This is a genomic window from Bradyrhizobium sp. (assembly GCF_049691595.1).
Taxonomy (GTDB): domain Bacteria; phylum Pseudomonadota; class Alphaproteobacteria; order Rhizobiales; family Xanthobacteraceae; genus Bradyrhizobium.
In genome coordinates, this window is record NZ_JBAVNZ010000035.1 from 1 (window position 1) to 13,949 (window position 13,949).

A 13,949-nucleotide genomic window follows, 5' to 3' on the forward strand; every position below is an offset into this window, starting at 1 on the left:
ACCGCAACCGGCGTCGCCGCCGCCGGCCTATACGCCGCCGGAGCCGGATCTGTCGATCAAATATCGCGTCATGCTGGGCCTGCCGCAGGACTTGTCCCAAACCATGCCGCCGCCGCGATCCGGCGACAAGGCTGGCGACAATTTCGACGCGCCGGCGAACCAGGCGGCCGATATCGCCTCCAGTCTGGTCGCCGAATTCCGGCATCATCTGCGGACCTGCTCGAAACTTCCGGGGTCACTCGCGACCTCCGATGACGTCAAGGTCAGGTTGCGCGTGTTCATGACGCCGGACGGCAGGCTCGCGGCCGACCCCGTCCTGATCGAGGCAAGCGCGTCCATCAAGGGACCGCTGTTGATGCAAGGCGCGATCAGCGCGTTGCAGGCCTGCCAGCCCTATGCGATGCTGCCGGTCGACCGCTATGGCGAATGGAAAGTGCTCGACCTCAGCTTCACACCGCGGGATTTCGTGTCCTAACTTCCCATCGCGCGCCAGGCGTTCGATGCGAACTGCCGGCGCCAGGTGACGACGACGACCGCGGCCGTCGTCAGGAACAGGACCCAGGGACTGACGAACCAGCCGAGATAACCCAGCGCAAAGAAGAACGCGCGCTGACCGCGATTGAAGTGCCGGCCAGCGGCTTCGAACAATCTTGTCGTACGCATGACGTGAGCTTCGGCCTCCGGCGTATCGCGCTGGCTCGCCGGCGGCATCGCGCCGAGCAGGATGGCAACGTAGTTGAACAGCCGGTACGACCAGGCGAATTTGAAGAAGGCGTAGATGAAGATCAGGGTCAGCCCGGCGCATTTGATTTCCCACAGCGCCGGCGACGGGGTGAGATCGATCGGCAATGCGCCCAGAACGGCCAGGGCTTCGTTGGTCGAGCGCAACAGCGCCAGCGCGCCGCCGATCGCGAGCAGGCTGGTGGAGGCAAAGAATGCGGTGCCGTTTTGCAGTGACGCCATGATCTGCGTGTCGACCATGCGGGTTTCGCGATCAAGCATGCGCCGGAGCCAGATCTCGCGGTAGATATGCATACGGGCCGACAGGCTGTCGCGTCCATAGGCGGTGTGTTCCAGGGTGATGGCATACACCGTCCATTCGAGGACAAAGAATCCGACCGCGGCGATATCGACCCAATAGGCAGGCATGGTGCGTCCTTCATGATCGTCAATGCCGTCGCGCGCGGCAAGTTGCGGCAGGCGGCATCAACGTCATGTACAGGTTGAACGGGTGCAACGCACTATGGCAAGGTGGCAGTCCCGACAGGATTTTCCTGAAATGTTGAAACTGGTGATCGGCAACAAGAACTATTCGTCATGGTCGATGCGGCCCTGGCTGGCGCTGCGCGCCAGCAACATCGCCTTTGAGGAAATTTTCATTCCGCTGTACACGAATGACACCGCCGACAAGGAAAGAATCCTGAGCTTCACGCATTCCGGCAAGGTGCCGGCCTTGATCGATGGTGACGTCACGATCTGGGATTCGCTTTCGATCATCGAATATGTCGCCGAAAAATTCCCGGAAGCAAAGCTGTGGCCGCAGGACCGCGCCAGCCGCGCGCATGCGCGTTCGATTTCGGCGGAAATGCATTCCGGCTTCGCGGCACTGCGCAACGAATGCGGCATGAACCTGCATCGCCCGATCCGCCGCGTCGCACTGTCGGATGATGCGCGCGCCAATGTCGCGCGGATCCAGCAAATCTGGGCCGATTGCCATCGTCGCCACGGCAAGCAGGGGCCGTTTCTGTTCGGCGCCTTCTCAGGCGCGGATGCGATGTTCGCGCCCGTCGTGCACCGGTTTCGTACCTATGCGATCAAGGTCGCGCCCGATGCGCAGCCCTATGTCGACGCGATGATGTCGCTCCCGGCGTTCCAGCAATGGACCCGCGACGGCCTTGCCGAAACGCTGGTCATCGAACGATTCGAGGCGGTGTAAGTCCGAATTGTGACACCCCCCGCGCGTATCGCCGCTTGACCGGCCGGGCAGATGCGGTCTCAATCGGCAACCGGCGCGTGCCGGTGGATGGAAAGGGCTCGGCGATGGGGATTCTCGACTCATTGGAAAATTCGGCCGCGCTCAAGGGCGTGCTTGGTCAGCTTGAGGCGGCGGTCGTTCCGGTTGTGCTGAGCGAGGTGCTCGGCAATGGCGGTCAGGGCGGATTGTCGGCGATCGTCGCCAAGCTCGAGCAGGCGGGCTTTGGCGGGCAGGTCAAATCCTGGATCGGCAACGGCCAGAATCTGCCGATTACGGCCGAGCAGTTGCAAAATGTGCTGGGCAGCGACACCATCCGGCAGTTGGCCGCCAAGCTCAATATCCCGGTCGATCAGCTGGCACAGGTTCTGGCGCATCAACTCCCGACCGTCGTCGATCACGCCAGTCCGGCCGGCAAGCTGCCCCATATGGCCTGATCGCGCCAACCGGAACTCGAGCGGTTCCAATCCCCGTAGAATCACCGAATAACCGTCTATCGCACTGGAAAAACTGAAGAATCTTCGTATTTGCCATGCCCTGATCTTGCTGGCTTTTTTGGTCCCGGGTGTGCTAGGTTGCCGCAGGGGCTGTCAGGCTGGCCATCGCTGGGGGACCGCGAGCGGGCCGGCAATCCTTCATGATGGAGAGGGCGTTGAAGCATAAGTACTCCGTAGGAGAGACTGTCTACTTTACTGCGAGCAATGTGGCGCGTCCGGCTGCCAGCGGCACCTATGAAGTGATCCGCCTGTTGCCGACCGACGGCGACGACTGCCAGTATCGCATCAAAAACTCCACCGAAGCGTTCGAACGGGTTGCCAAGGAGAGCCAGCTCGACGTCTCCTGAGGGAGTGGTGCGCCACAAGATCTTGGCGCGATTTCCATCCCAATCGCCGTCAAAAGGCCCCGTTCGCAGAACCATTCTGCCGAATGGGTGAATGACCGACGAGGCATTCACCATCGCTGATTGGGTCTTAATGCGGCGCTTAGGGGATACCGCGCATGAACTGGGCTTGGGCTTCATCGCTGGATCACATCTGGCGCTCGCCGAACTTTCCGATGTGGCTGACGCTTGCCGCGGCCGGGTTTTTCGGGATGATCGTTCTGATCACGCTGTTGCGCGCGGAAAAATCCGTCGCCAACGGCGCGCTGACGGTCATCACCCTGCTGGCGATCGGCATCGCGGTTGCCGCAACCCTCCGCGGCTTCGGACCGGCCGGCCGGGTTGCGCCGGCTGAAAACCGATCGTTTCAGCCGACGAGCCCGACACTGCCAGCGTTGTCCTGTATCGATGATCTCGCCGGTGACGCGGTGTTGAACGCCTGCGAAAAAACGCTGTTCGGTTCCGCGGAGTCGGCCGCCGCTGCGGTGAATTATGCGGCGTCCCAGATTACCCGCCTGACAGCGCTCGGCGATATCGCCACCGCGGAGAGGAACATGACGACCGAGCTGCGAGCGCTGCGTCGCGCAGTTGAGCGCGACCGCTACGGGCTGATGGCCTATGTGCTGATCGCGCGCGACCACTGCATGCCGTCGGCCTGCCCGGTATACCGGTCGCTCGGCGATAATCATCAGATCGTGGCCAACATGAAGGAGCGCGTCTATGAGAATATGATCACGCGCTACGCCCCGTCCTGGAACGCGCCGACGTCGGCCGCGGCGGGCTTCGCTTCCGCGCTTCCGCCATCGGCTCTGACCGGCAAGCCAACCAGTGCGGAATTCCCAACCTCGGCTTCCACCCCGCCGGTCAACATCATGACGCCGGAGCCTATCGGAGGGCAGGCATCGTCCACGTCGAAACCGGCCACCGCTTCAAGCGCGCCGGCACCGCCCGCACAGCCAGCGGTCAAGAAGCAGGCAGCGCCGAAACGCGCGCCGGTCCAACTCGCTCCCGCGGCGCAGGCGCCTGCGACCTCGAACGAATGATCCCTCGCAACCTCCGGCCCGGCGCTGAACCATAGGAACCATGCCGCTTCATCTCATCAAGCTTGCCGTCGGCTGCGAGTCCGTCAAACACCTGAAGGAGTGGGTCGCCGAACGCATGGCGACCGCCCGGAAAAAGGGCCTGCCGCTCCGGCACGTCCACATCACGCGGATGACGCCGAAGCGCGACGCGGAAATCCTCGCCGGCGGCTCGCTCTATTGGGTGATCCGCGGCGAAATTGCCGCGCGCGAGAAGATCGTCGCGATCGAGCCGTTTCGCGACAAGGATGGAATCGGACGATGCCGACTGGTGATGCGGCCCAAGGTGATCGCAGTATCGCCGCGGCCGATGCGGGCATTCCAGGGCTGGCGCTACTTCGCCGCGGACGCCGCGCCGCCCGACCTGACCAAGTCCGGGGCCGCCAGCGTGGCGGCGATGCCGGAACCGATGCGCCGGGAATTGCGTGATCTCGGTTTGCTCTAGGGTTCAGTTCCGACGCGAGGTGGGTCGGATAGCATCTGAAGCGGGTTGGGGTGTTTGTCAGCCGAGCGTTGGGCCGACGCGCCGCCCCAACGAACGTCGTCGGGGGCTCAAGTCGCGAGCACTTGCCCCGCTTTTCCCACAGCGATTCAGCGCGACGACCCTTCCTTGGATCGGAGGTCATCGCGCTGTTAACCAATTTTGGGTCAATTTCTGGTTGCGAACATCAATCGATCATATTTTAGGCCAGAATGCAACTCATGAATGCCATTCTGGCTAGTGAGCATCATCGGTGGAAGCGCTCGGTTTGGAGAACCGTCAGATCGGAAACTCTGATGAACTCTGCGTGGGCAAGCCTGTCGGGATTGTACATCCCGACCCTCGGCTACTGCGGCGTGCACCCCGGCATTCGCTGTGGTGCTGTAATAGCGGCTAATATGTTTGGGGCCCGACCGGAGGACCAAACCGGACGACCGAGTCCCACCGCCGGTTTGATCGAAATTTTCCTGGTGCAGGGATGACGAGGCGGGTCGGGGCCTTGTTAAATGTTGACTGCCCGGCTGTGCAGGCGCGACTGAGAGTGGGGGGTTAGCGTGAGCGATCCAAAACAACAAGACCTCGATTCCACGGATCATGCATCGTCCCGGTCGGCGCAGCAAACGCCTGAAACCGTCGGGCAGTTGCAACTGGGCCAAATTCGGGTCGTGCGAATTCGCAAGCAGCCGGACACCTTCGCGGAGGCGATCGCGAAGGTTACGCAGGAACCGCCGGAGCCGGAACTGGTCGAAGCGCCCTATGTCCTCCAGAACCGCCAATCATTGGGCATCGCCGTCAGCTTTGCGGCTGCCGCGGCCGTGGCCGCGTTCGCCGCGCTGATTTTCGTTATTGCCTTTCCGGCATCGCAAGGTCCGGCTGAAGAGGATACATTGGCGTCCCTGCCGACCTGGCAATCGTTGAAGTCATCCTTGTATGCTGCGCCGCAACGCAAACCAGCCCCGACGCTGGTAGTCCGCGACGGCGGCGGACCCGCCAATGAGCCGTTGTCGCTGGGCGTCAACGTCAATGCTCCCGGTCCCGGTGCGATCGTCATCATCGGCGGGATGCCGGCCGGCGCCAGGCTGACAGTCGGCAAGGCGATGAATAGCGGCGAATGGCGCGTGCCCGCGCAGGAGATTTCGGACGCATCGATCATTCCACCGGCCGACTTTGTCGGCGTGATGAATTTGACCGCGGAGCTTCGGAGTTCCGACGGGGATGCGCTGGTCAGCAGCCAGGTCCGGCTGACCTGGACGCCCGCGAGTACCGTCGGGGTTTCCGCCAGCACCGCAACTGTGCCTTCCGTCCCCGCCACAACGATGCCTTCCGTCCCCGCCGCGCCAACGTCGCAACAGCAACAGACCGTGGCGCCCCCAGCACCATCTGCTCCTGCGCGCGCGGCGCTGCCTGCGCGGGAAATCAATCCCGATGAAATCGCAGGCTTCATCAGGAGGGCGCAGGAGCTGCTTGTGGCCGGCGATCTGCAGGCGGCTCGTTTGTTGCTGCTTCGCGCAGCTGAAGCTCGCGATGTCCGCGCCGCCCTTGCCTTGGCGAAGACCTTCGATCCGATCGTGTCGAAGCAATTCGGTGTGGCTGACCAGGACGTCGATCTGGCACAGGCGCGGAACTGGTATCAGAAAGCCGAGGAGTGGGGTGCGCCCGAGGCGCGGCGCCAGCTCGAGGCGCTTGCCAGCTATGCTCGCTGACCCATGGAACACTGACCCCCCGGGTGCTGCTGCGGTCTGAAGCGGTCGTGCTTGGCTACCGGATGCGACCCGCGGGTTAAGCCGGTCTCAGCTTCCGTTCGAACGCGACAGATCGCCGACGCAACAGATCGCCGAACGGCCAAGGATCGCACTGCGACGGCGCAGGCACGGATGAGCCGCCGAGGAGCCGACATCCTCGAGGGATTGTCAACGCTTGGCGTTGGCACGGTTCGCGCGCCATTGCAGGAACTCGCGAAACAGCGGATCGTCGCGATCCAGCGGCCTGCTTGCGCGCGGCGGCTCGGCCACGGCGGATGTCGCCGCAGCAGTCTCGGCCGAGGCAACGTTGCGGTTGATCCACTCCTGCGCCGCCTGAAAGCGGGTCCAGCCAGCTACCGGCGCCTTCACCGCCATTTCCTTCCACTTTGGATGGAACGGCGGTCGTTGCAGCTGCGCGGTTCGAGCAAAGAGTGATTCGACCAGCAAGGAGAGGCGGCGGTAGCGGTCGCTGTTCGGTGGCCAGTTGTAGGACGCCAGAATCGCCTCGGCCGCAATCGTATCGACAGGGGCGGCGTCTGAAACCAAGTTAGGATAGTCCGCCGAGGAAAGCCTGGACGGCAGGTACTCCTCCTGCAGAGGCTTCTCATATCCGACCGGCACCAGATGCAGGTTGGGATCTCTCACCTGGCTGAGCCACTGCAACGGCTTGCCCTCGACGGCCACGATCGCATCGATCTCGCCCTTGCGCAGCATTTCGAGCGCCAGCCGCGGCTCGATATAGAGCAGATGCGGCCTGATCCCGAGACGCTCGAATACATTGATCGAGGTGACGAAGGTGCTGGCATCCGGCAAATCGACGACCACCGTCTTGCCGTCGAGATCCTTCAGGCTGCGGATCGTCTTCGGCGCGAGCACATGCATTTCCTCGTTGAACATCTTGGTGACGTAGACGAACTGATTGCGGATGTTGCTGGCAAAATCCTTTCGCTCGAGATAAGCGAGCGTGTCCTTGCGCACGATGCCGGCGTCAACTCCCCTCAACAGCAGAACATCGGCCACGGCCTGCACCGATCCGCGTCCGAGAACCGGCAACACCCGCAGATTTTCGCCACTGTCGAGCACCGAGGCGAGATCGGCGCCGATCTGGGCATAGGTGCTGCCGAACGAGCCGGTCATCAGGGTCACGGTGTTGGCGTTCAACTTGTTCGCCAGGTCACGTTTGGCTGTGCCGTATTGGAATATCGTCTTGAAAGACTCACTGACGCTGCCCAGATCGATTCCGCTTCGCAGCGGTCCGAAGCGTTCCCATCGTCCGGCCGAGAACCGCATCATCTGCATCTGTTCGAGCGGCGCGTGATCGCTCGCGCTGGTATTGATCAGGATCCCCGGAAGCAGCATCGGAAGTTGCAGCCCCTTGAGCGAGGCCGCCTGCTTCATCACGTTTTCCCGCGTCAGATCGTCGCCGCATTGCTTGAGAACTTGCACGATTGTCTGCGCGTGACCGTACGCATAGGTGATCAAGGTGTCGGTCTTGTCCGCGTCGGGCATGTACTGGTCCATGAAAGCCAGGTACTCGTTGCGGGCTGAATCATTGAGCCAGGCAGGGTCCGTCGTGTCCTTCATATAAGTTGCCGACAACAGACCCTCGGCGCCTTCCTCGCCTACCGGCTTGATGTAGGCGTTGCTGCTCAATATATGCAGCGGCTTCCAACCGAGCGCCGCAGCCTTGCGGATGGCGGCGAGCGGTATCTTGGCGACCGAGCCGTTAAACAGGATATCGGCGCCCGAAGCCTTCAACTTGATCATCTGCGCGTCGACATTCGGCTCGGCGCGGACGTCGTACGGGGCTTCGGCGACGATCTGCATTTTACCCGCAAGCGCCTCCTTCATGCCTTTTAGGTAACTCTGCCCGAATTCGTCATTCTGGTACAGAATGCCGATCTTGCCTCGAGGATGATTTTCGAGAAGATATTGGGCGTAGATGTGCGCCTCGGCCTCATAGCTTGGCTGCCAACCCATGCTCCATGGGAAAGTATCCGGGTGATCCCACCTGCTGGTACCGCTCATTACGAAAAGCTGCGGGATTTTCTTGTCGTTCAGGTACTTTTGGACAGTGGCGTTCGGCGACGAGCCGAACGGCGCACCCATGAACAGAACCTTGTCCTCTTCGACGATCTTGCGGACCACTTCCGGCGTCTTCCTTGGATCATTGGAGTCATCCGCCGAGATAAACTTGATCTTGCGGCCGTTGATGCCGCCTTCCGCGTTGATCTTCGTGAAGTAGGCGGCAACTGTCTTGCCCAGGAACGAGAGCCTGGGCGCCGACGGCCCGGTATACGGCGTGTTGTTGCCGATACGAATCTCGAAGTCATTTGCGCCTTCGTCATATTTGGCCTGCGCCTGGGCCTGGTTCGCAGCCATGGTCCCGACCGCGGCGACCATCATCGCCATCATGCAACCTCGAAGAATATTCATGACGCCTCCTTCAACAAGTCCCGCCGACAGGCGATCTCGGGTTGGTTCGATCAACTTGCGAGCGACTGCAACCGCTCGATCGAAGCCGCCGATCAAGAGCGTCGGCATCAACCTGTTCGGCTTGGGAATTTTCGGCCCGATGGCGCTGCTGACGGATGGCAGCCAAGATCAGCGCGGTCGCAACGCTATACCACCGCCCCGAGCGGGGCCAATCAATGTCGATCATCCGACGCATCGTTGCGCGCCCCAATCGGTGCAGTACGTGTGAATTTTTCGTCAGCGTTGCGTCAAACAACACCAAGGAGAATTGCGACACTACCCGCCAAAATTGTGTTTCGATCGGATCAATTATGTGTCGAGGTCGGGCCATCAAGCGGGCGAAGCCCGCCAATATTATCCGGCGGCCAACTGCGCCGGGGCGATCTGGACAGGCCATTGGCCCAAATAGACACGGAAACCCTAGACCGCGATGTTATCGATCAGCCGGGTGGTTCCGATCCGGGCCGCCGCCAGCACCCGCAATGGACCGTCCTCGGGCGAGGCAATCCGCGCTAGCGTCTCGGCGTGGCGCACCTCGAGATAGTCGAGCGCGAAGCCGGCCCGCTCAATCAACCGGGCGCCGGCGGCCATCGCGGTCTCGACTGGCTCGCCGGCCCGCAGGCGGCGGGCGCTTTCCTTCATCGCGTGAAAGAGTTCCGGCGCCACCCGACGCTGTTCCGGCGTGAGGTAGACGTTGCGCGAGGACATCGCGAGTCCGTCGCGTTCGCGCACGGTGCGGGAGCCGATCACCCTGACGCCGAAATCGAGGTCCCTGGCCATCCGGTTCACGACCCGCAATTGCTGGAAATCCTTCTCGCCGAAGATCGCGAAATCAGGCCGGACTTGCGCAAACAGCTTGCCGACCACGGTGGCGACGCCGCCGAAGAAGTGCGGCCGGAAGCGGTCTTCCAGTCCGGCAGCGGCCGGACCTTCCGGCACGATCCGGGTGGCGAAGCCGTCCGGATACATCGTCTTGACGTCCGGATTCCAGACCAGGTCGACAGCTTCGGCGGCGAGTTTTGCTACATCGGCCTTCCAGGTGCGCGGGTACGAGCCGAAATCCTCTGATGGCGCGAACTGGGTTGGGTTAACAAAAATCGACACGACGACCTTCGCGGCGCGGCGCTTTGCCAGCCGCACCAGCGACACATGGCCGTCATGGAGTGCTCCCATGGTTGGGACGAGCGCGATCGTGGCCTTCCTGGCGCGCAGGCCATCGAGGGCACGGCGCAAGGCTGGAACGGCTCGGACAACGATGGGAGTTCGCGACATCGGGGCTCGATTTCTCGGGGTCACAGTCGGACGACGGGGATTGGCGTCGATCTTGCGGCGGGCAAGCCGACCTTACCAAGGCCAAGCCAGCGCCGCCAAGGCGGCAAGGGGCAGGCGGCTTCACCCAACGCCCGTTGGCGTGAGGTTTTGAGGTTTAACGACCCGCCGCCGCGCGCCCGCGCCGCCGCATGGTCCCATCGATTCATCATCGAGGCAGACCGACAACGATTTAGAAACGTTGTGATGCAATTCACTTGACCGCAGCCGCGTGTGATTTGAAGATATCGCTTGGGGGTTGAGTCATGTTAGTTCAGACCAGTCAGGGTCAATCCGGTTCGGCCCACGTGGTGGTGCTCGGGAACGAGAAGGGTGGTTCGGGCAAATCCACCACCGCGCTGCACATCGCCGTGGCGCTGATGAAGGCCGGTCAGCGCGTCGCCAGCATCGATCTCGACTGCCGCCAGCAAAGTTTTACCCGCTATGTCCACAACCGCAGGGTGTGGGCGCGCCGCACCGGATTGGATCTCGATATACCGGTGCACTACTGCATCAAATACGGCGAGACCATGCAGATCGCCGACAATGAAAACTCCGAGTTCCAGCAGTTCATGGAAGCGGTCAGCGCGGTCGAGCGCACGTTCGATTTCATCGTGATCGATACGCCGGGATCGGACAGCTACCTGATGCGCCTGGCGCATTCGATGGCCGATACCCTGGTGACGCCGATCAACGACAGCTTCCTCGATTTTGACGTGCTGGGAACGGTGGACCCCGCCACCTATGTGGTGACCGGCGAAAGCCACTACGCGGAGATGGTGCGCGATGTCAGGCGCAAGCGACGTCAACTCGACGGCGCCTCCACCGACTGGATCGTGGTCCGCAACCGCTTGTCGATGATTGGCTCGCGCAACAAGCAACTCGTCGCCGACGGCCTCAAGGACCTGTCGTTGCGGCTGGGCTTCCGTTCGATCGACGGCTTTGCCGAGCGCGTGGTCTATCGCGAGTTCTTTCCGCGCGGATTGACCGCGCTCGACGACATCGATGAGACGACGCTCGGCACGCGCCCAAGCATGGGCCATGTCACGGCGCGCGAGGAGGTGACGAGCCTGCTGCGCCAGCTCAAACTGCCGCTCGACGAGCGCGGCCGCCGCCGCGCCGCCAACCGGGCCGAGTGGTTCAGCCAGGTCGACAAGCCGCTCGAAGTCCACGACATCATCGGGCTCTGAGAATCGTTTTCGAGCGAAAGCCCGGCCCGCGCTTGAGGCGGGTACCGATTGGCGCGAAGTAAACGCGTCAAAAGACAGACCTGCGGCCGCGGTCCTGGTCAAATCGGAACCGAGGATCTGGGACGGGACGGATTATCCGCATCATCATCAAGGCCGCGCGCGCCGTTGTCGTCGCGACGGGGAACCCGGCTCGTAAGATGATACCGGCGGATGCTGGAGATGGCGGACCGAGGAAGCGACCACAAGTCGGGAAGAAGTCGGAAAGAGCCTGCCGAGGGTGGCCGTTTTAGACAGGTTTTGGTCGAATCGCCGAACCGGACCTTAATGGATGCAACCGTAGGGTTTAAGAATGACAGTCATGCAATCTCAAATCGGGCTGATGCGCCGCGCAATGACAAGGCGGACAATTCACGACATTTGGACTTCCTGTCACGCCGCCGTGACATATATAATTCACAAACAGGCCCCAAGAGCCTCCGATCAAAACAGCCCTTTGGGGCGAACGCGCCAAGGATGAACATGAAACGTGGAATCACCGTTCTGCTTTCGCTTAGTGCAGTGGTCACTGTCGCGTATTTCACCGCGAGCAAGTGGGCGATCCGTCACGAGACGGTGATGTTCAAGGATCCGTCGCGCGACGACCGTCCGGTCGCGGTCCATATCGCCGTGCGGCATGACAAGGAAATGCAGGCCAATGCCGGGATGATCACGCTGCCGGTGGCGATCCTCAATCACGGCAACACCGTCAAGAACACCGAATATTCGTTCCTGGCCAACGCCTTTGCTGCGCGTGGCTATCTGGTGCTCAGCCCCCAGCATGATCTGCCGACCGACCCGCCGATGGTGACCAAAGTCGGTGAGCTTTATGTCGGCCGTCTGCCGCAGATACAGCGCGGCGTTGCCAATATCCATTTCGCCGTCGACGAAATGAAGAAGTTCCAGCCCAACGCCAACTACAGCAAGCTGACCATGGTCGGACATTCGATGGGCGGCGACATCTCGATGTATTTCGCCAAAGAGTATCCCGACGAGATCAAGAAGGTCGTGACGCTCGACAACTTGCGCGTGCCGTTCTTGACCGATGGCAAGTTCAAGATCCTGTCGTTCCGTTCGAAAGATACACAGTTCAAGCCTGACCCCGGTGTCGTTCCGGATGCGGAGCAGTGCGAGAAGGCGGGGATCACCGTCGTCAATACCGGATTCCAGCATAATGACATGCGCGACACCGGTCCGGACGAGGCGAAAAATACCATCCAGAGCATGCTCGACAAGTTCCTGAGCGATACCGACAGCGACCTCGGTCCGGTCGATACCAAGAACGCCCCGCCGAAAATCCCCAAGCCGGGACCGGTGTCGGTCGTCGAGCCGGCCCAGAAACCGCAAACAGATCCGCTAACCGCCGCCAACTGATCTGCGGGATTCGAAGCTGTATGCCGGCCGCACCCGCTGCGGTTGGCATTGACCCGTCCCCGATCCCGGCCCACATAAGCCTCGCTGCAATTGGCGAGTGCTCATGGCCGGCGAACCGATCAAACCGAAATCCGCAGGCGAGGTCTCCGCGGCGCAAGCCGCGCAATCGGGCAAGGCGGGCTCGGTCCCGCAAGCCGATACCTCCGCCTCCGACGACATTGCCGCCTTTGTTGCCAGGGCGCGCGCGATGTCGCCGCATCGGACGGGCGCCAGGGGACGACTGGTATTCGCGCTCGACGCCACCATGAGCCGGCAGCCGACATGGGATATGGCCTGCGCGCTGCAGGCCGATATGTTTCGCGAGGCGGCGTCGCTTGGCAGTCTCGATATCCGTCTGGTCTACTACCGCGGCTTCAATGAATGCCGCGCGACCGGATGGATCTCCGACTCTGCGCAACTGGCCAAACTGATGAGCAAGATCGATTGCCAGGGCGGCAGCACCCAGATCGGCAAGGTGTTGTCGGAAACGCGCCGCGAGGCGGTGGCGTCGGGCGTACGCGCCATGGTGTTTGTCGGCGATGCCATGGAGGAACAGGTCGACGATCTCTGCGCGAGGGCCGGCGAACTCGGCCTGCTCAAGGTGCCGGTGTTCATGTTTCAGGAAGGCAGCGACGCCGCGGCCGAGCAGGCGTTCCGTGAAATCGCGCGCCTGACCGGCGGCGCCTGGTGCAGGTTCGATCCCGGCGCCGCGGCGCAACTGCGTGAGCTCTTGCGCGCGGCCGCAGCCTATGCGGCGGGCGGCCGGGAAGCGCTGCTGCGGCTTTCGAAGACCGGGAGCGGGGCCGCCAGGCTGATCGGCCAGATGAAGTGACGCCTATTTCGTTCCTTGAGCAAGGACGGCCATGCTTTTCGGCGCTGACCCCTCTATATTACGGCCATGCCAACCCTGATCGCCGGCGTCGTCGCCGTTATCGTCCTCTACTTGCTGCTGCAGATGTTTCGCGCGGCCAATCCGGTCGTGCTCGCGCGTGTGATCAAGATCGTCGGCGGCGTCGTCGCGCTGGCGGTCGCAGCCTTCACCGGCCTCAGGGGCGAACTGGCGGTGGCGATCCCGCTCGGCATTTTCGGCGCGGGACTGCTCGGCTGGTCGCCGTTCGGGACAACGGGTTTCAGCGGTATCGGCGGGATATTCGGGGGCAGCGCAAAGCGCTCGCCAGGACAGACCTCGCGCGTGCGCTCGCAATATCTCGATATGAGCCTCGATCACGACAGCGGCGAACTCAGCGGCCAGATCGTGGACGGGCCGAATGCAGGCCGCTCGCTCCACGAGTTCGACCTGCCGCAGTTGATGGCGATGGTAGCGGGATTTGATGCCGAAAGCGTCGCGTTACTTGAAAGCTATCTGGACCGCC

The 13,949-nt window shown here is 62.3% G+C and carries 13 protein-coding genes and 1 pseudogene; 11 read left to right on the forward strand and 3 right to left on the reverse strand.

Annotation, left to right across the window (positions count from 1 at the left end):
• A pseudogene (locus WCE35_RS01430) lies at positions 1–475 on the forward strand (hypothetical protein); the annotation flags it as partial.
• Here the strand turns inward: WCE35_RS01430 and WCE35_RS01435 are convergent.
• Positions 472–1,149 (reverse strand): DUF599 domain-containing protein, encoded by a 678-nt coding sequence (locus tag WCE35_RS01435; protein ID WP_424591560.1) that lies wholly within the window; start codon positions 1,147–1,149, stop codon positions 472–474. The pseudogene WCE35_RS01430 and the gene WCE35_RS01435 sit on opposite strands and share 4 nt — an antisense overlap.
• 130 nt (positions 1,150–1,279) lie before the next feature.
• Between WCE35_RS01435 and WCE35_RS01440 the strand changes: the two genes are divergently transcribed.
• The 6 genes from WCE35_RS01440 (at position 1,280) to WCE35_RS01465 (ending at position 6,115) form a co-directional block, all read left to right on the forward strand.
• Positions 1,280–1,936 carry a glutathione S-transferase family protein gene (locus WCE35_RS01440; protein WP_424591561.1) on the forward strand — a complete coding sequence of 219 codons (657 nt, stop codon included), beginning with the start codon at positions 1,280–1,282 and terminating at the stop codon, positions 1,934–1,936.
• Positions 1,937–2,040: 104 nt separating this feature from the next.
• The gene (locus WCE35_RS01445) at positions 2,041–2,409 is read left to right on the forward strand and encodes a YidB family protein (RefSeq protein WP_424591570.1); all 369 of its coding nucleotides are present in this window, start codon (positions 2,041–2,043) and stop codon (positions 2,407–2,409) included.
• 203 nt (positions 2,410–2,612) lie between these two features.
• A complete protein-coding gene (locus WCE35_RS01450) occupies positions 2,613–2,816 on the forward strand; it encodes a hypothetical protein (RefSeq protein WP_424591571.1) in 204 nt (67 codons plus the stop codon).
• A gap of 155 nt (positions 2,817–2,971) precedes the next feature.
• A complete protein-coding gene (locus WCE35_RS01455) occupies positions 2,972–3,895 on the forward strand; it encodes a hypothetical protein (protein ID WP_424591562.1) in 924 nt (307 codons plus the stop codon).
• 40 nt (positions 3,896–3,935) lie between these two features.
• Positions 3,936–4,376, forward strand: a complete 441-nt coding sequence (locus tag WCE35_RS01460; RefSeq protein WP_424591563.1) for a DUF1489 family protein — start codon at positions 3,936–3,938, stop codon at positions 4,374–4,376.
• Positions 4,377–5,077: 701 nt separating this feature from the next.
• Complete coding sequence (locus tag WCE35_RS01465) at positions 5,078–6,115, forward strand: hypothetical protein (RefSeq protein WP_424591564.1); 1,038 nt, start codon at positions 5,078–5,080, stop codon at positions 6,113–6,115.
• Positions 6,116–6,322: 207 nt separating this feature from the next.
• Here WCE35_RS01465 and WCE35_RS01470 read toward each other — a convergent pair whose 3' ends face one another.
• Together WCE35_RS01470 and panC are read right to left on the reverse strand one after the other, a co-directional pair.
• Positions 6,323–8,698, reverse strand: coding sequence for an ABC transporter substrate-binding protein (locus WCE35_RS01470; RefSeq protein ID WP_424591565.1), 2,376 nt, complete (start codon positions 8,696–8,698; stop codon positions 6,323–6,325).
• Between the two features lie 351 nt (positions 8,699–9,049).
• Positions 9,050–9,901, reverse strand: coding sequence for a pantoate--beta-alanine ligase (panC, locus tag WCE35_RS01475; RefSeq protein WP_424591566.1), 852 nt, complete (start codon positions 9,899–9,901; stop codon positions 9,050–9,052).
• Between the two features lie 302 nt (positions 9,902–10,203).
• On the opposite strand from panC, the gene WCE35_RS01480 reads away from it, so the two are divergent.
• The 4 genes from WCE35_RS01480 to WCE35_RS01495 all read left to right on the forward strand — a co-directional run.
• The gene (locus WCE35_RS01480; protein WP_424591567.1) at positions 10,204–11,127 is read left to right on the forward strand and encodes a division plane positioning ATPase MipZ; all 924 of its coding nucleotides are present in this window, start codon (positions 10,204–10,206) and stop codon (positions 11,125–11,127) included.
• A 519-nt stretch (positions 11,128–11,646) separates the two neighbouring features.
• On the forward strand, positions 11,647–12,537 hold the full coding sequence (locus WCE35_RS01485; protein WP_424591572.1) for an alpha/beta fold hydrolase: 891 nt from the start codon (positions 11,647–11,649) through the stop codon (positions 12,535–12,537).
• Positions 12,538–12,640: 103 nt separating this feature from the next.
• Positions 12,641–13,408, forward strand: a complete 768-nt coding sequence (locus WCE35_RS01490) for a VWA domain-containing protein (protein ID WP_424591568.1) — start codon at positions 12,641–12,643, stop codon at positions 13,406–13,408.
• 66 nt (positions 13,409–13,474) lie between these two features.
• Positions 13,475–13,949: DnaJ domain-containing protein (locus tag WCE35_RS01495; RefSeq protein WP_424591569.1), on the forward strand; the 475-nt coding region annotated here is incomplete at its 3' end.